The 18,084-nt window shown below is 53.0% G+C and carries 15 protein-coding genes; 12 read left to right on the forward strand and 3 right to left on the reverse strand.

The window, feature by feature from the left end:
• Position 1 precedes the first annotated feature (1 nt).
• The 8 genes from P8H26_RS11700 to P8H26_RS11735 all read left to right on the forward strand — a co-directional run bounded on the left by P8H26_RS11700 (position 2) and on the right by P8H26_RS11735 (position 7,452).
• The gene (locus P8H26_RS11700) at positions 2 to 1,420 is read left to right on the forward strand and encodes a nitrous oxide reductase family maturation protein NosD (protein WP_289633197.1); all 1,419 of its coding nucleotides are present in this window, start codon (positions 2 to 4) and stop codon (positions 1,418 to 1,420) included.
• A complete protein-coding gene (locus tag P8H26_RS11705; protein ID WP_289633198.1) occupies positions 1,417 to 2,337 on the forward strand; it encodes an ABC transporter ATP-binding protein in 921 nt (306 codons plus the stop codon). Before P8H26_RS11700 ends, P8H26_RS11705 begins: the two co-directional genes overlap by 4 nt.
• Positions 2,334 to 3,164, forward strand: a complete 831-nt coding sequence (locus tag P8H26_RS11710; RefSeq protein ID WP_289633199.1) for an ABC transporter permease subunit — start codon at positions 2,334 to 2,336, stop codon at positions 3,162 to 3,164. The genes P8H26_RS11705 and P8H26_RS11710 overlap by 4 nt, the downstream gene beginning before the upstream one ends.
• Complete coding sequence (locus P8H26_RS11715; RefSeq protein ID WP_289633200.1) at positions 3,161 to 3,703, forward strand: nitrous oxide reductase accessory protein NosL; 543 nt, start codon at positions 3,161 to 3,163, stop codon at positions 3,701 to 3,703. Before P8H26_RS11710 ends, P8H26_RS11715 begins: the two co-directional genes overlap by 4 nt.
• 28 nt (positions 3,704 to 3,731) lie before the next feature.
• Positions 3,732 to 4,742: an FAD:protein FMN transferase gene (locus P8H26_RS11720; protein ID WP_289633201.1), complete on the forward strand. Its 1,011-nt coding sequence runs from the start codon at positions 3,732 to 3,734 to the stop codon at positions 4,740 to 4,742.
• Between the two features lie 123 nt (positions 4,743 to 4,865).
• A complete protein-coding gene (locus P8H26_RS11725; RefSeq protein WP_289633202.1) occupies positions 4,866 to 5,564 on the forward strand; it encodes a Crp/Fnr family transcriptional regulator in 699 nt (232 codons plus the stop codon).
• Between the two features lie 167 nt (positions 5,565 to 5,731).
• A complete protein-coding gene (locus P8H26_RS11730) occupies positions 5,732 to 6,175 on the forward strand; it encodes a pseudoazurin (RefSeq protein ID WP_289633203.1) in 444 nt (147 codons plus the stop codon).
• A 35-nt stretch (positions 6,176 to 6,210) separates the two neighbouring features.
• The gene (locus tag P8H26_RS11735; RefSeq protein ID WP_289633204.1) at positions 6,211 to 7,452 is read left to right on the forward strand and encodes an NnrS family protein; all 1,242 of its coding nucleotides are present in this window, start codon (positions 6,211 to 6,213) and stop codon (positions 7,450 to 7,452) included.
• Positions 7,453 to 7,474: 22 nt separating this feature from the next.
• On the opposite strand, the gene P8H26_RS11740 is transcribed toward P8H26_RS11735, so the two are convergent.
• The 3 genes from P8H26_RS11740 to P8H26_RS11750 all read right to left on the reverse strand — a co-directional run bounded on the left by P8H26_RS11740 (position 7,475) and on the right by P8H26_RS11750 (position 12,932).
• Entirely contained in the window at positions 7,475 to 7,996 is a 522-nt protein-coding gene (locus P8H26_RS11740; RefSeq protein WP_289633205.1) for a DUF2249 domain-containing protein, read from the reverse strand.
• 266 nt (positions 7,997 to 8,262) lie between these two features.
• A complete protein-coding gene (locus P8H26_RS11745) occupies positions 8,263 to 8,985 on the reverse strand; it encodes a L,D-transpeptidase (RefSeq protein WP_289633206.1) in 723 nt (240 codons plus the stop codon).
• Between the two features lie 302 nt (positions 8,986 to 9,287).
• Positions 9,288 to 12,932: a hydantoinase B/oxoprolinase family protein gene (locus P8H26_RS11750; RefSeq protein ID WP_289633207.1), complete on the reverse strand. Its 3,645-nt coding sequence runs from the start codon at positions 12,930 to 12,932 to the stop codon at positions 9,288 to 9,290.
• A gap of 110 nt (positions 12,933 to 13,042) precedes the next feature.
• On the opposite strand from P8H26_RS11750, the gene P8H26_RS11755 reads away from it, so the two are divergent.
• From P8H26_RS11755 to P8H26_RS11770, 4 genes are all read left to right on the forward strand, one after another.
• On the forward strand, positions 13,043 to 13,651 hold the full coding sequence (locus tag P8H26_RS11755; protein ID WP_289633208.1) for a winged helix DNA-binding protein: 609 nt from the start codon (positions 13,043 to 13,045) through the stop codon (positions 13,649 to 13,651).
• Between the two features lie 11 nt (positions 13,652 to 13,662).
• Entirely contained in the window at positions 13,663 to 15,513 is a 1,851-nt protein-coding gene (locus P8H26_RS11760; RefSeq protein WP_374708290.1) for an ABC transporter ATP-binding protein, read from the forward strand.
• 44 nt (positions 15,514 to 15,557) lie between these two features.
• Positions 15,558 to 17,090 (forward strand): ABC transporter substrate-binding protein, encoded by a 1,533-nt coding sequence (locus P8H26_RS11765; RefSeq protein ID WP_289633210.1) that lies wholly within the window; start codon positions 15,558 to 15,560, stop codon positions 17,088 to 17,090.
• A gap of 70 nt (positions 17,091 to 17,160) precedes the next feature.
• Positions 17,161 to 18,084 carry an ABC transporter permease gene (locus P8H26_RS11770; RefSeq protein ID WP_075657004.1) on the forward strand — a complete coding sequence of 308 codons (924 nt, stop codon included), beginning with the start codon at positions 17,161 to 17,163 and terminating at the stop codon, positions 18,082 to 18,084.

Raw genomic sequence — 18,084 nt, forward strand, 5'->3', positions numbered from 1 at the left:
CATGAAACACCGGCATCAGACAGACAAACACAGGCCTGTGCTATTATCCGCCACGGCTTTGTGCATCTGCAGTTTGCTTTCTGTCAGCATTATTTCTCCGGCTCAGGCCGGAGAAATAACCGTGCCTGCAGGGCAGAACCTGCAAGCCGTCATTGATCAGGCCGCGTCCGGCGACACCATCCGTCTGCTCAAAGGAAAACATGCCGGAGCGATCATTCTTGACAATAAAATCCTGCTTGAAGGTGAAGCGGGAGCGATCATTGACGGAATGGGTAAAGGTAACACAATTACCGTCAATGCGCCCGAGGCCGTTATCCGTGGGCTGGAAGTTACCGGTTCAGGCGACAATCTGTTTGACCTGAATGCCGGTATTTTCATTGCCAAAACGGCCACCGGCGCACGGGCGGAGAATAACCGACTGGTTGATAATCTCTATGGCATCTATCTGCACGGCGCCAAAGAATCCGTGGCAGAAGGCAATGAGATCATCGGCAAGCGCGGCGTGCGCATGTCGCAGACCGGCAGCGGCATTTCTATCTGGAATGCTCCGGGTGCAAAAGTTCTCAATAACACCATTCGTTTTGGACGCGACGGCATCTACACCAATGCCAGCCGTAAGAATATTTTCCGCGGCAATCTCATGGAAAATGTGCGTTTTGCTGTCCATTATATGTACACCAACGACAGTGAAGTCAGCGATAATATCTCGCGCAATAATTCTGTCGGCTTTGCCATTATGTATACCAGCCGGCTTAAAATCACCGGCAATCTTTCCGATGGCGACCGCGACCACGGCCTACTGCTGAACTACGCGAACAGCTCCGTTGTTACCGGCAATCAGGTTATCGGCAGAATGCAACCGGCCGACCGCTGGCTGGATGCAGGCATTCAAACCGCCGAACACGGCCTGCCCGCACCCGATGCTGCCGCTCCCGCAGATACGGGCAGTATGCGGCTGGGGCCTGAGAAATGCGTTTTCATCTACAATGCCAATAAGAATAAATTCACCGGCAACAGTTTTGAAAATTGCAGCATCGGCATTCATTTCACCGCCGGTTCAGAAGGCAATGTGATGAGCGGCAATGCCTTCATCAACAATCGCAATCAGGTCAAATATGTCGGTACCCGCAATCTCGACTGGTCTGCCAAAGGCCGCGGCAATTACTGGAGTGACAATCCCGCCTTTGACCTCAATGGCGACGGCATTGCCGACAGTCCCTACCGGCCGAATGACCTGATCGACAAAGTTTTATGGACAGCGCCGCAGGCCAAAATCCTCATTAACAGTCCGGCGATCCAGACGATCCGCTGGGCACAAACCCAGTTTCCCGCATTGATGCCGGGCGGTGTCATCGACAGCTTTCCGCTGATGAAACCACCCTTAGTGCAGCTGAAATCCGGAGGCGAAAAGAACAAATGACTGAAACAGTAAAGCTTGCCGGTGTCACCAAAGCCTATGGCAAATTCAATGCGATCAGCGATGCCTCTTATGTGTTGAATGCCGGTGAAAATATCGCGCTTGTCGGCCATAATGGTGCAGGCAAAACCACAATGATTAAGCTGATGCTGGGGCTGATCCGCCCGACACATGGAAAAGTGCTGGTACTTGGTGAAGACCCTGCAGCCGGACAATTCGCGGCACGGCGCAAACTTGGCTATCTGCCGGAGCATGTCTCCTTCAACATGGCGCTGACCGGCCGTGAGACCTTAGCCTTTTATGCAAGGCTCAAATCGGTTCCTTTGAAAGAAACTGCTGCACTGCTCGATCATGTCGGCCTTTCCCATGCCGCAGACCGGCGGATCAGCACCTATTCCAAAGGCATGCGTCAAAGGCTCGGTCTGGCACAGGCCTTGCTCGGCAAACCAGCGGTTCTCCTGCTTGATGAGCCGACGACCGGCCTCGATCCCGCATTGCGCAAGAATTTCTACGATCTTCTGGAGGTTATGCGCGCGGAAGGCACCACAATTCTCATGTCCTCCCATGCGCTCACCGAACTGGAAAACCGTGTCGGACGGGTCATCATTGCCAATCGCGGCAAGGTCATCGCAGACGGTTCACTGGACGATCTGCGCCATATTGCTCGCTTGCCTGTGCGCATGCGTGTCAGCCTGACCCAAGGGGACAAAGCACCGCTCTGCCCTCAGCAAAACTTACGGATAGCATGGCAAAAAACAGGCTTTGCAACCTTTGAAACAGATGTGCCGACGGAAGAGAAGATTGGCTTTTTACAGTCAGTCATCGCGCAAAATCACAACATTGCTGACATTGATGTTATCGCTCCGACACTGGATGAGCTTTACGCCCATTTCCTGACGGACAGGGAGGCGGCAGAATGAAAAATCTAACCATTATAGCCTTTAAGGAAATTCAGGAAGGCTTGCGCAACCGCTGGGTGCTGGCAACCACATTGCTGCTCGCGGCACTGGCGCTGAGTATGAGCTTTCTCGGTAATGCACCAACCGGCAGCACCATCGGCTCCAACCGGCTGGATGTGGTGATTGTCAGCCTCTCCAGCCTCACTATCTTTCTGATACCGCTGATTGCCCTACTGATCTCTCATGATGCCATTGTCGGGGAAATGGAGCGCGGCACCATGCTGTTGCTGCTGAGTTACCCCATCGGCCGCCGGCAAGTCATTCTTGGCAAGTTCTTGGGGCAACTGACCATTCTCGCTTTCGCCACCCTGTTTGGCTATGGCAGCACCGCTGTATTGCTGGCTCTGACCGGCGGCGGCATCGATGCTGCAAGCTGGCTGGCGCTGCTGTCACTAATCGGCTCATCTGTCTTGCTTGGTGCGGTATTCATCGCCATCGGCTTTTTCGCCAGCACTATCGTGCGTGAGCGTAGCACCGCTGCGGGCATTGCCATCGGCATCTGGCTGCTCTTCGTACTGATCTACGACATGGCTCTGCTGGGGCTGCTGGTGCTCGATCAGGGACAGGTAATCGGCGCTGCCCTGCTCAATATTCTGCTGTTGATCAACCCGACTGATGCCTATCGCCTGCTCAATTTCGGCAGCGGCGGTGCCGGTGCCCTCACCGGCATGGGCGGTCTTGCAGGTAATGCAACACTTGGCACCGGCATTCTCACACTGGCATTGGGGCTATGGGCTATTATCCCGCTCGGCCTGTCGATGCTGGTCTTTTCGAGGAAAGAACTATGAGATTAATCTCCCTTTTTATCCCTCTGGCCATGTCTCTCGCCGTAAGCGCCTGCTCGCCTGAAAAACAGGCTGAGGCACCTGCTCCGTTTGCTCTGACAGAAGCCGCGATGGGGCGCTATTGCGGCATGAATGTGCTGGAACATGCAGGCCCTAAGGGACAGGTCATTCTTCATCCTGCAAGCGAAGCAATCTGGTTCTCCTCCGCGCGTGACACGCTGGCCTTCACCATGCTGCCGGAAGAGCCGAAAAACATAGCGGCAATATATGTGTCCGACATGGCAAAAGCCCCCAACTGGGAACAACCGGGTGCGCAAAACTGGGTTGATGCCAAACAGGCCTTTTACGTGATCAACAGCAATGCCACCGGTGGCATGGGCGCCAAGGAAACAGTGCCGTTCTCAACGCGTGAAGCGGCAGAAAACTTCAGCAAAGACAAAGGCGGCACCATCGTGACCTTTGCCGAGATTCCGCAGGATTATGTGCTTGGTACGTCCGACACCCCCGCTGAAGCTGAACCGGCGATGAGCCCCCATCATTAATCCTTACAGAACCCGCAGGGAGGCTGCTATGGCAAACCATCTCAATCGCAGACGCTTTATCGGCATCAGCTGTGCTGCCGCCGGTTTAAGCCTGCTACCGTTTCATGCCTCAGCTGCATCACAAACGGATGCTCTGATCTGGCAGGGCTATGCGCTGGGTGCACCTGCAAAAATCATATTGCACCATTCCGACAAAAAGGCCGCACAAGCACTGCTGCGTCAGGTTCAGGGAGAGATTGCCCGTCTGGAAGATATCTTCAGCCTGTACCGGCCGGACTCCGAGCTTGCCGTGCTCAACCGTTCCGGCGCGTTGGTTTCGCCTTCGCCGGAAATGGTTGACCTTCTGGAGAGATGCCACGGCTTCTGGCAGCAAAGCGGTGGCGTGTTTGATCCGACCATCCAACCGCTCTGGACTTGTCTTGCCCGACACTTCTCGTCCGATCATCCCTCACCTGCTGGCCCGTCAGAACAAGAGCTGCAAAAAGCACTGGCCTTAACCGGCTTTGATGCGGTTCGCTTTAACAAAGACCGGATTGTCTTTACACGTCCTGAAATGGCAATAACGCTCAACGGCGTGGCGCAAGGCTATATCACTGACCGGATCACACAACTGCTCTCTGAGCACGGCGTAACCAATACACTGATCAATCTGGGTGAATATCGCACCTTGGATAATCAGCCCGATGGCACGCTCTGGCAGATCGGTATTGCTGATCTTGAAACAGACCAGCAACCGGATCAGACACTGGAACTCTCCGGTAATGCGCTGGCCACCTCAGGCGGTGCCGGTTTCAGGTTTGATCCGGCGGGGCACTTCAACCATCTGCTCAATCCGAAGGCGAAACCAGACGGTGATCTGTCTTCCAACCTATATCAGCGCCTGACAGTTGTCGCCCCTGATGCAACGTCTGCCGATGCATGGGCAACAGCTTTCAGTCTGATGGAACCAACAGAAATCCGCGCAATTTTGCAAAATATGCCCGCAACTTCTGTCTATGTAAAAACTGAAAATGAAGGCTTTCACATGCTAAAACTCTGAAAATGATAGCAATATATTGAATTGCGCCACGCTTCACAAAGCTTTACTACTCATCCCCACATTGATGAACACGCAGGGTCGATCCCTGCGGCGGTTTTAGCCGCGTATCATGACTGCAAAGGGATGACTATGATTGACCGCACTCTTGTCGGCGCATTGCCAATCTTTGCAGGAATGGAGGATACCGCATTAGACAAGCTGCTCGCCAATGCGGTTCAGCGCCCTGTGTCCAAAGGCGCAAAAGTCTTCGAACAAGGTCAAAAAGCAACATTATTCTACCTGCTGTTGCAAGGCAGGCTGAAAGTCATGCAGGTGACCGCCGGTGGTCAGCAGCTAATTGTCCGCGTTGTGCACCCCGGCGATCTGTTCGGCTTTGCCTTGGCGATCGGGCGCACAGAATATCCGGGCACACCGGTTGCGGTCGCCGACAGTATTGTGCTCGCATGGCCGATGAACATGATGAACAGCTTTCTGGAGCGCAATCCTACACTGGCAATCAATGCTATGCAGATGATCGGCCAGAGGCTGGATCAGGCACATATCCGTATCCGTGAAATGTCCACGCAGGAAGTAGAGCGCCGCATCGCCCATACGGTTATCCGGCTGGCGCAGGAAGCCGGCGTCCCTGACGGTGATAATATCCGCATTGATTTTCCGATTTCGCGCCAAGACATTGCCGAAATGACCGGAACCACGTTGCACACGGTTTCCCGAACGCTCAGCAACTGGGAAACCAAAGGTCTGGTCAAAGGCGGACGACAATTGCTTCTGGTCTGCAATTTGTCCGGCCTCACCCGACTGGCTGAACATGAAGATGACTAAAGCGGTTACCGTTCAGACCGGATCATAGCGCGCACTCAAAACAGCATAATATTTTTATTCTGAACCAGCGTTTATCCGCGTATTTGCGCCCCGACAAAGAGCCATACTTCTATCTGTCTTAAGTATCCGTCAGCCGCAGCAGCGGTTACCTTTTTTCGGAGACTGACATGAAACTTACCGCAACAAAACTGGCTCTGACAGCAGGCGCTTTCGCCCTCTTCACCCTGCCCGTATTCGCCGCCGATATTGAAGTGCATATGCTCAATAAAGGCGCAGAAGGTGCGATGGTTTTTGAACCGGCCTATATCAAGGCCAATCCCGGCGACAACATCATCTTCATCCCTACCGACAAAGGCCACAATGTCGAGTCCGTCAAGGATATGATCCCTGAGGGCGTTGAGAAGTTCAAAAGCAAAATCAATGAAAATTACACGCTGACCGTTCAGCAGAATGGTGCCTATCTGGTCAAATGCACCCCGCATTACTCGATGGGCATGGCAGCCCTTATCGTTGTGGGCGACAATCCTGCTAATCTCGACGCTATTCTTGCGGCAAAAAAACCTAAACCCGTGCAGGCGCGTATCGAAAAAGCACTTGCTGGCGCGCAGTAATAACCGCCTTCCTGTAGCGGAATAAGGAGGCATCAATGAGCGTCCCTGATAATGCACATAGCCTGAAAGGCACAACTGCCAAAACAAGGAAGCCCGTACCCCGTGGTCTGAAAATGACAGGCCCCGTGATTTTCAGTTATGGTTTCAGACCATTCTTTCTGGGTGCGGGCATATGGGCAGTTTTTGCCATGTTGTTATGGATTTTGTCACTGACGCTCGGCATGCCTCTCGGCGGCTCTTATGATGCGCTCAACTGGCATGCCCATGAAATGCTGTTCGGTTTCGGCTCTGCCGTATTGGCCGGTTTTTTGTTAACGGCGGTACCGAACTGGACCGGCAGCCTGCCGGTTTCGGGAACACCGCTGATCGTGCTTTCCGGTGTCTGGCTCGCAGGGCGCTTAGCCTTCCTCTATCCGGATCTGATCAATTTCTATGCGGCCATTGCTCTGGAAAGCCTGTTTCTTCCTCTGTTGCTGGCAATCTGTGCCCGTGAAATCATTGCCGGTCACAAGTGGAAAGACCTTAAAGTTCTGATCGGACTTGGCGCACTCACAATCGCCAATCTGACCTTCCATTATACGGTTATTACCGGCGGGGATATTGCACTTGCCAGCCGCATCGCTGTCAGCGCTTATATGATGCTGATCATGATTATCGGCGGCCGCATTGTACCGAGTTTCACCCGCAACTGGCTCAACCGCAACAATAATCCCCGTTTTCCAGTGCCGTTTAACCGTTATGGTATAGCCTGCCTTATCGCAGGTGCCGTCACGCTTTTAAGCTGGATTATCGCACCGGATACAGTAGCCACGCTGCTTCTCGCCTGTCTTGCAGCCGTTATGCATAGTGCGCGACTGATACGCTGGCGCGGTTGGCAAACATATTCTGAGAAACTGCTGCTCATCCTGCATATTGCCTATGCATTCATACCGGCCGGATTTATCGCTATTGCTTTGTCTGCCGCCGGTCTTCTCAACACCTATTCCACCCTGCATATTATCACTGTCGGTGCCATCGGCGGAATGATGCTTGCCGTGATGGGACGCGCCACACGCGGCCATACAGGCAATGCGCTCAACGCATCCCTGACAACCAGCCTGTCTTATATTTGTCTGGTTGCTTCAGCGCTCATCAGGCCATTTGCGGAAATTATTCTGAATTACTTCCATACAATTCTGGCCGTATCGGCGCTGTTATGGATCGCGGCTTTTGCACTGTTTGTCATCGAATATGCCCCGATGCTGGTGCAGGATCGCCGGTTAAGATCAGGGGAATAAAACCGGTGCTGTTCAGGTGCTGTCAGGCACCTGAACGGATCATCATGCGGTATGTCTCACCGGTCGCATCAAAATTTCCGACCCATTGATGCCCACCTTTTTCGAGTTCCGGCAGCAGAAAACGTGGCTCGGCGGAAAACAACGCAAAAATCACGGCGCCTTCCTCAACCCTATCCAGCAAGTGCAGGATTTCTTCCGTCATGATCGACTGATCGGGCAAAGAATAATCCAGATAATGCATCGGGTCCGGCCAGATTTCCGGCGCAACAGTCTCAGCGGACAGGCTGACAGACTGTATCTTTTGTGCTGCCTCCTCAGGGATGACAGGAGAGAAAATGACCTCCCAGTCACCGCCACCGATCTCGCGGGCCTCATAGGAGAAGCCCTTTTTCTGCATGGCCTGAAACAACGGTACCGGCCGGAATGTCGCCAGAAGTTTCAGCGCCTGCCCTGTCTGCAATCCGGCAACGGCCTGCATAATCTGCGGAAACGGTTCACCGCCTTCGCGCAATATCGGACGCACGTCCAGCTCAAACGGTTGCATGGATTATCCCCACGATTAAAAACCTCAGTTAGCATGACAAAAATTCTGCTGATACTGAATTATAATCATGATTTCAGGTTGATATTTTGTTCTGTCGCAAACTGCTGTCTCATATCGCAGTTAAATGACCGCGCTTAATGGGCAAGATAGGTAAGTTAAAGAGCGGTACGCTCTGATAAATAAGAAATATCTTTATAAAAATATAAGCAGAAACATGAGAGATGAAGTGGTTGATGCACAGACTGAGCATCAACCACTCCTGAATTTTATGCGCCGGCCATAACCGAATGCGCCTGTCCGGTTTTGTTCAAGTCCGGAATAACCACAATATCACTGCCGTCACGCACGTTATCGTAAAGATGCATCACATCCTGATTGACCATGCGGATACAACCGGAGGAAACGGATTTACCGATTGTCCAATATTCCGGCGAGCCGTGAATGCGATAAATGGTGTCTCTGCCGTCTTTATGAATGTAATGCGCGCGTGCACCGAGTGGATTTTGCAATCCAGGCCCCATGCCGCCATTGGCAATGCTGTAAGGCTGGAGCGCAGGGTTACGCGCCACCATTTCATCCGGCGGTGTCCAGCGTGGCCATTTACGCTTATAGGCAATTTTTGCGCGGCCGGACCAGGCATAACCATCTTTGCCGACGCCGATGCCATAACGGGTCGCACGACCACCAGGCTTGATATGGTAGAGGTATTTATTCGGTGTATCGACGATAACAGTGCCCGGCTTCTCGTCGGTCATGTAATCAACTTCTGCACGCCAGAATTTTTCAGGAATTTTCGACACATCAACTTCAGGGATCTGATATCCCTCATCCCACACCGCATAATACATCGGCGGAGTCACAGGCTTTATTTTATTGGCTGCAAGATCAGCCGAAGGTCGTTTGGTTTCGCCGGTGGAAACACAGCCCGTCAAAGCTAGAGCGCTGGCTCCAAGCAAGAAATGACGACGGGAGAATGCAAAATCAGACATTTATAGCTCAATCTTCATTGGAATTGACCCCGAACTATCATGTCTGTCCTTAAGTCAGGCTTAAGAGCAGTCACGGGATCTATCACTTCATTCATTTATCTTCTCTGATTTACTGAACGCGGGAGGTTGCGTTTTTCATTCAGCAAGTCTGGAACCTGAGAACCCACATCTATGACAACAACATGGTAAAAACAGAATTAACGTGTGAAATAATAAGTTTTCTGACTGACCTGTGGCATTTATAACAAAGCCCTTTGCGTTTCAGGCAAAGGGCTTTGTTCATTTCACACTTATGTCAAAGATCAGTTCTTACCGTAACCACCACCGGTCGGTGTGATAATGGTGAAAGCCTCACCGGCTTTCAGCACAACCTGATCGCAGCCTTTCAGCACTTCCACAGAACCATCCTGACGACGTACTTCATTGCGCCCCAGCTGACCATCTTCACCGCCTTCAAGGCCGAATGGCTGCACGCGGCGATGACCGGAGAGAATCGCAAATTCCAGTTCTTCCAGAGCACGGATGGTACGATGTGTACCATTGCCCGCAGTCCACTTACCGCGACCACCGGAATTTGCACGAATATGGAAATCTTCCAGCATCACAGGGAAACGGGTTTCCAGAATTTCCGGATCTGTAAGGCGTGAATTGGTCATATGGGTATGAACCGCATCCGCACCGTTGAAACCAGGCCCTGCCGGTGCACCGGAACAAATGGTTTCGTAATACTGATATTCATTATTGCCGAATGTCAGATTGTTCATCGTGCCCTGTGCCGCAGCCATAGCCTTGGTTGCACCAAACAAGCAGTTGGTCACAGCCTGACTGACTTCCACATTGCCCGCCACAACAGCAGCAGGATAATGCGGGGACAGCATCGAACCTTCCGGCACAACGATTTTAATCGGACGCAGACAGCCCGCATTCATCGGAATATCGCCGTCCACCAGCACGCGGAAGACATAAAGCACTGCGGCACGGGTTACCGGCTGCGGAGCATTAAAATTATCAGGACGCTGTTCTGAGGTGCCGGTGAAATCAACCGTGGCTTCACGCTTTACGCGGTCAATCGTTACTTTGACTTCAATCTTGCTGCCCTGATCCAGTTCATAAGTGAACTGACCATCCGGCAATTGATCCAGCACACGGCGCACGCTTTCGGCAGCATTATCCTGCACATGCCCCATATAGGCTTTCACAACATCCTCACCGAAATGCACAATCATCTTGCGCAATTCAGCCACGCCTTTTTCATTAGCGGCAATCTGTGCTTTCAGATCATTAACGTTCTGGGTGAGATTGCGCACCGGATATTTGGCACCATTGAGCAAATCAGCCAGCGCTTCTTCACGGAACTGCCCCTGATCGACCAGCTTGAAATTGTCGATATAGACGCCTTCCTGCTCAATATTGACCGCCAGAGGTGACATCGAACCCGGTGCAATACCGCCGATGTCGGCATGGTGACCACGGCTGGCAACCCAGAAACGAATCTCGGTCTGCGTATCATCAAAGACCGGCGTACACACGGTCAGATCCGGCAGATGCGTACCGCCATTATAAGGCGCATTGATCAGGAACACGTCACCCGGTTTAATCACCGGATTTTCACGGATTGCGGTGGCAACAGACGCATCCATTGACCCCAAATGCACCGGCATATGCGGTGCATTGGCAACCAGATTGCCCGCAGCATCAAAGACCGCGCAAGAGAAATCAAGGCGTTCTTTAATATTCACCGAATAGGCAGTGTTCTGCAGGGTCACGCCCATCTGTTCCGCAATCGACATGAACAGATTGTTGAAAATCTCCAGCATAACCGGATCAGCTTCTGTGCCGATTGCAACGCGTTTCGGCAGCGCTTTGATGCGGGTCAGCACGACATGATCATGCTCGGTGAGGCGTGCCTGCCAGCCATCTTCAATAATAATGGTCTGGTTTTTCTCAATAATAATCGCAGGGCCGGTAACAGTCTGGCCACGCTGCATAACCTCACGCACCACAACGGATGCATCATGGAATGCTCCTTGTGAGTAGAAACGTGCCTGTCGATCAGCCTGCGCTTCGGATGCTTCACCGATGCTGCCTGCCACTTCGCCCTCACCGGCACCACCGCCGACAGTTTCCAGCTCAACGGCATCAATCACCAGTGCTTTATTCTCGGCGATGAAACCGAAACGGCGCTTATGGGCAGCTTCAAACTCTTCACGCAGACGCGCAGCTGCATCAACCGCCGGATAAGTCGCCTCAATGGAGAGCACAGTATCGGTGCCTGCATAGCGAATATGCGCGCGCAAATGTTTAGTGATGACTTTCTCGTCCACGCCCTGTGCGATCAGTTCCGCTACACACTCAGTTGCCAGCTCCGCACCAAGGCGCTGCAATTCTGCAGGCGCATCTGCATCCAGATTAACGCCCAATGCCTTCTGGCGGGTGGCACGGATATCCGCCAGCCCCATACCATAGGCAGACAACAGACCGGACATCGGGTGCAACAGAATGTTCTTCATACCCAGAGCATCGGCAACCAGACAAGCATGCTGACCACCAGCACCACCAAAGCAGCTCAGTGCATAACGGGTCACATCATAGCCACGCTGGACAGAAATTTTCTTGATCGCTTCCACCATATTGGCAACAGCAATACGGATAAACCCGTCTGCCACGCTTTCCGGTGTGCGGTCATCGCCGATTTCTTCAGCCATCTGCGTGAATAGTGCGCGAACACGCTCAACATCCAGCGGCTTGTCCTGATCAGGACCAAAAATCGACGGGAAATAGTCCGGAATCAATTTACCGAGCATCACATTGGCATCGGTCACGGCCAGCGGACCACCATTGCGGTAGCAGGCAGGCCCCGGATTGGCACCGGCAGAATCTGGGCCGACGCGGAAACGACCGGCATCAAAATGCAGAATGGAACCACCGCCAGCAGCAACCGTATGAATCAGCATCATCGGTGCACGCACACGCACACCGGCCACTTCAGTTTCAAAAGCGCGTTCATATTCGCCGTCGAAATGCGCCACATCTGTCGATGTGCCGCCCATGTCAAAACCGATAACCTGACCAAAACCAGCTGTTTCACCGGTACGGGCAAGTCCGACCACACCACCGGCAGGGCCGGAGAGAATCGCGTCTTTCCCCTGAAACATATCCGCAGCAGTCAGGCCGCCGGAGGACATCATGAACATCACGCGGGCACCGGTGCGCTCTACGTCCAGCTCGCGGGAAACCTGCGCCACATAACGGCGCAAAACCGGCGACAAATAAGCATCAACAACCGTCGTATCACCTCGGCCAACCAGCTTAATCAGCGGCGACACTTCATGGCTGACGGAGACCTGCTCAATGCCAATCTCACGGGCAATTTTGGCAACGGCGGCTTCATGTGCTGGGAATTTATAAGCATGCATAAACACGATAGCGACGGCATTATAGCCCTCAGCTTTCAGGGCACGCAGCGCGGCTTCTGCCTGAGCCAGATCAAGCGGCAATTCAGTGCTGCCATCGGCCAAAACGCGCTCATCAATCTCAACAACGCGGTCATAAAGCGCTTCCGGCTTGATGATTTCAGTTGCGAAAATATTCTTGCGTTCCTGATAGCCGATACGCAGTGCATCGCGGAAACCTTTGGTGGTGACCAGCGCCAGCTTTTCGCCCTTGCGCTCAAGCAGCGCATTGGTGGCAACGGTTGTGCCCATGCGCACTTCACCGATTGCACCGGTTGGCACCGGCTCACCGGCTTTCAACCCCAGATGCAGACGGATACCCTGAACGGCAGCATCTTTATAGGCAGAAGGATTCTCTGACAGCACTTTGCGGGCATGAAGATTGCCTTGGCTGTCACGGCCGATAACATCTGTGAATGTGCCACCGCGATCAATCCAGAAGTCCCAAGCCCCTGAAATCTCTTGTGCCGCTGCGCTCATTATCGGCTCCCTCATAAAATTTATGCCGTTACGCTGAATGTTTATTGGAAAACATAGTTTCATTTTATTGACAAAATGTCGATAAGATGGTGACATAAAATACACAGGATTGGGAGACTGGCAATATGAGCAGGAAAAAATCGCCGCCTTCAACAGGTGACGTAACAGACAGCGCGGATGAAACCGTACTGGCTGAAGTCAGCCTGCCCAAGCATTTGCGCCCTGTCCCTTCCATCGGCCCTATTGTCTCTTCCGCCCATCTGGCCGAAGGCGGTTCTACCGCTCTGTCAGAGGTGGAATATGGTTTGATTCTTGCGTCCCATGCATTCTCCCGCTGGATGGTACGCTGCATGGCAGCCGCAGGGCTGCCGGGTCTCTCCCCGATTGAAATTCTGATCCTGCATTCCATCCGCCATCGCGGCCGCGAGAAGAAGCTGGCTGATATTTGTCTGGTACTGGATATTGAAGACACGCATATTGCGACTTACGCTCTGCGCAAGCTGGAAAATGCCGGTCTTCTGACAACTGGTAAAGCCGCAAAAGAAAAAACAGTCCGCATTACCGATAAAGGCGCTGAGGCCTGTGCGCGCTATGCGCAAATCCGCGAGCGTCTGCTCGTGGATTCCACGGCCAATGCCCGCCCCTCGGAAGAAACCCTGTCGGAAGTTGCAGCTCTGCTGCGCTTTATGTCGGGTGCATTTAATCAGGCAGCCCGTTCTGCCATTACACTATAAGGATGACCGGAGTGAACGACGCGCAGCTTCACCAATCAGCTGAAACCCAGCCACTTCTGGAAGTCACAGATCTCTCGGTAGAGTTCGGCACCGCCCGCGTGGTGGACGGACTGAGCTTTTCCGTTCGTTCCGGCCGCACAACGGCGATTGTCGGCGAGTCCGGCTCCGGTAAATCCATCACCTCTCTGTCGGTGATGCGTCTGGCAGATATGCTGGGTGCGAAATTCCCTGAAGGCAAAATCCTGTTCACCGGCTCGCAGGGCAAAATGAACCTGCTCGAAGCTGAACAGAAGACTATGCGCAGCATTCGCGGCAAAGAAATTGCCATGATCTTTCAGGAGCCGATGACCTCGCTCAATCCGGTTTTCACCATTGGCGACCAGATTGCCGAAGTGCTGATGCTGCATGAAAAACTAGGCAAAAAGGCAGCATTGAAAGAAGGCCAGCGCCTGCTTGAAATGGTGCGTCTGCCGGATGCACAGGGCATGCTCAGCCGTTTCCCGCATCAGCTTTCCGGCGGCATGCGCCAGCGTGTGATGATTGCAATGGCACTGGCCTGTCGTCCGAAACTGCTGATTGCCGATGAGCCGACCACAGCCCTCGATGTGACTATTCAGGCGCAGATTCTGCATATTATCCGCGATCTCCAGAAAGAACTGGAAATGGCCGTGATCTTCATCACCCATGATATGGGCGTTGTCGCGGAAATGGCCGATGATGTAGTGGTCATGTGGAAGGGTAAAAAGGTAGAAGAAGGCGCGGTCAGCGATATTTTCGCCAATCCGCAGCATCCTTATACACAGACCCTTTTGTCAGCCGTGCCGAAACTCGGCAGCATGGCTGGTGAAGATTTCCCGAAGCGCATGCCGGTCACAATTCTGGAAGATAACAAACCGGTTCTGGTCGGTGAAACCCGCATTCAGGACACTGCCCGTCTGGATCAGCCACCGCTGTTGTCGGTGCGCGATCTTTCTGTGCGTTTTAATATCAAGAAGAACCTGTTCGGCCGCACGACCCATGTGTGCAATGCGGTATCGCAGGTCAGCTTCGATATTCATCCGGGCGAAACTCTGGCACTGGTTGGTGAATCCGGCTCAGGAAAATCCACCATCGGCCGCACAATTCAGCAATTGCAGAACCCGCTCTCCGGCGATATGCGCTTTAACGGCAAAGCCTTCTCGGAAATGAGTGCAGCAGAGCGCTTCCGTATGCGTCAGGAAGTGCAGTATATTTTTCAGGACCCGTTTGCCTCGCTCGATCCGCGTAAAACGGTTCGCTTCTCGATTGCCGAACCTATCCGCACCCACGGTCTTATTCTTGACGAAGCCGCAATTACCAAGCGTGTTGATGAATTGCTGGAACGCGTGGGCTTGAGTTCCGCCGTTGCCGGTCGTTATCCGCATGAGTTTTCCGGCGGTCAGCGTCAGCGTGTGTGTATTGCCCGTGCCCTTGCTTCCAATCCGAAGCTGATTATCGCCGATGAGGCATTGTCCGCACTTGATGTGTCCATTCAGGCGCAGATCATCAATCTGTTTATGGATTTGCAGAAAGAACACGGCCTCGCTTATCTCTTCATCAGCCACGACATGGCTGTGGTTGAAAAGATGAGCCACCGCGTGGCTGTGCTTTATCTCGGCCAGATCATGGAACTCGGCTCGCGCCGTCAGGTGTTTGAAACACCGTCCCATGATTATACACGCCGCCTGCTCTCTGCTGTTCCTGTCGCCGATCCGCTGGCGCGTACCAACCGCGCAATGCTGGAAGGCGAAATTCCTAGCACCACACGCCGGATCGAGGACAAGCCGCAGATCTGGCAGCATGAAGAAATCGCCAAAGGGCATTTCATAGCCCGCAGCGCATAAGATCTAACATCTGTTTCATTGTTTACAAAAGGGGAGTCGAGATTATGAAACTTAAAGCATTATTCACAGCGCTGACTGTTGGCACAGCATTGTCTGCTGTTGCACTGTCATCAGCACCGGCATTCGCTGCCGGTAAAATGACCGTATCCTCGCCGCAGGATCCGGGCAGCTGGGATCCGATTGACACATTTCTGGTCAACTGGGCATCCGTTGCCACCAATATTTATGACGGTCTGGTCTATCGCGGCCCTGACCTGAAAATCGTACCGGCACTCGCCACCTCATGGGAAGAGCTGGACGAAGGCAAGCGCATCCGCTTCAACCTGCGTGAGAATGTAAAATTCCACAATGGCGAGCCTTTCAATGCTGAAGCCGTCAAATTCACCTTTGAGCGTCTGCTCGGTGATGAAGGTGCCAAAGGCCCGCAGCGCTCCAACTATATTGCGATTGAAAAAATCGAAGTCATCGACGACAAAACTGTCGATTTCCACCTGAAAGCGACCGATCCGGTTCTCATGACCAAGCTCGCCGGTTACGGCGCGATGATCGTGCCGCCAAAATATATTCAGGAAAAAGGCGATGATTTCTTCAACGCCAATCCTGTTGGCACCGGCCCTTTCAAAGTCATCAGCTACAAGCCAAAAGTCGGCATTCAGATGGAAGCTTTTGCTGACCATTGGGGCGGCGCACCAAAGCTGTCTGAACTTGAATACCGCTTCATCACCGAACCATCGACCGCCGTTGCAGAATTGCAGGCAGGCCGCGTTGATCTGGTAATCCCGCCGACAATTCCGATCGGCATGATCTCGACCATTGAAGCTGATCCTAAGCTGGCGATTGTTACCACTGCCGGTCCGACTGTTTATTCGCTGCGCTATAATACCCGTACCGGCATCACTGCTGATGAACGCGTGCGTAAGGCGCTGATCCTTGGCGTTGACCGCGATACCATCATCAAATCCATTCTCGGTGGTCAGGCTGAGCCAATTGCCAGCCTTCAGGGTGCTCTGTCTTTCGGTTATGACGCGGATATGAAGCCGCTGCCATACGACCCGGAAGGCGCGAAGAAGCTTCTGGCAGAAGCCGGTGTTAAACCGGGTGCAGCCGTACAGATCGACATTCGCGGTAATGACGCAACTTTCAACGAAGTTGTGCAGGCGGTTTCCAGCTATCTGCAGATCATCGGTATCAATGCAACGATCAAGCCATATGAAACCAACGTATTGCTGAATGACATCATTCCACAGGGCAAAACCGGCGCGATGTTCCAGCAATCATGGGGCGGCTGGACATTCGATTACGATAACACCGCTTATTCCATGTATCACGCCGGTGAAAAGTGGAACCCGTATGACAATGATGCGAAAATGAATGAGCTGCTGGAATCCCAGCGCGCCATTACCGATCGTGCCAAGCGTGAAGAAATCCTCAAGAAAATTGCGAAATACGCAGCCGACCGCGCATTGGAAATGCCGCTTTACAATCTCAAAGCGATCTACGGCATCAACAAGCGCGTGAAAGATTTCGTACCGGCTCCAGACAGCCGTCTGCGCCTCACCGAAGTCAGCGTTGACTAATGAACAGACTAAACCGCGCTGGTTCTTTCACCGGCGCGGGATTTCCTTGATCTTATAAAGGATAAGAATTTTGGCCGGGTTTCTGATCAAACGAATTTTACAGGCGATCTTTGTCGTCATTGTCGTGACTTTGACCGTCGCTTTCGCAATCCGTATGACCGGTGATCCGGCGCTGATGCTCACTCAAGGTGCGGGCAGCGTGACCGAGGCCGATCTGGAGCGCATCCGCGAAGGTTTGGGCTTAAACCAGCCTTTCATCGTGCAATATATGAATTTCATCAAAGGCCTGTTCACGCTGGATTTCGGACGCAGCTTTCTTGGCGGCACTCCGGTCTCCCTGCTGATTAAAGATGCTCTGCCTGCAACCTTACTGCTGGCTTTTGCATCCATGGCCGTATCGATCATTATTTCGATCCCGCTCGGCATTAAAGCTGCGGTATCGCGCGGCAAATGGGCAGATCAGCTGATCCGCATCCTGTCGCTTGTCGGTCTGTCCTTCCCGAACTTCTGGCTCGCAACCATGCTGGTATTGCTGTTTGCTGTCGGCCTGCAATGGCTACCGCCAAGCGGTATGGATGGCTTTGCAAGTTTCATCATGCCTGCTGTGACAATGGGGATTATCCTCACGGCCACCAATGTGCGTCTGGTGCGCACTTCGATGCTAGAGACCCTGCAGTCCCAATATATTATGGTGGCACGGGCCAAAGGCTTAAGCGAAAACAAAGTGCTGTACAAACATGCACTGCGCAATTGCGCCATTCCGCTGATTACCTATTTCGGCCTGCAATTCGGCGGCTTGCTCGGCGGCATCGTGGTTGTTGAACGCGTGTTCAACTGGCCAGGCATGGGCACACTGGCTTTCGATGCGGTTTCCGGTCGTGATTATCCGGTTCTGCAGGCAAGTATCACCGTGCTGTCGCTTATGATTATCGGTGTCAATCTTCTGGTCGATATTGCCTATGGCCTTGTCGATCCACGCATCCGGACGGAGTAG

The organism is Pseudochrobactrum sp. sp1633 (assembly GCF_030376605.1).
Lineage (GTDB): Bacteria > Pseudomonadota > Alphaproteobacteria > Rhizobiales > Rhizobiaceae > Pseudochrobactrum.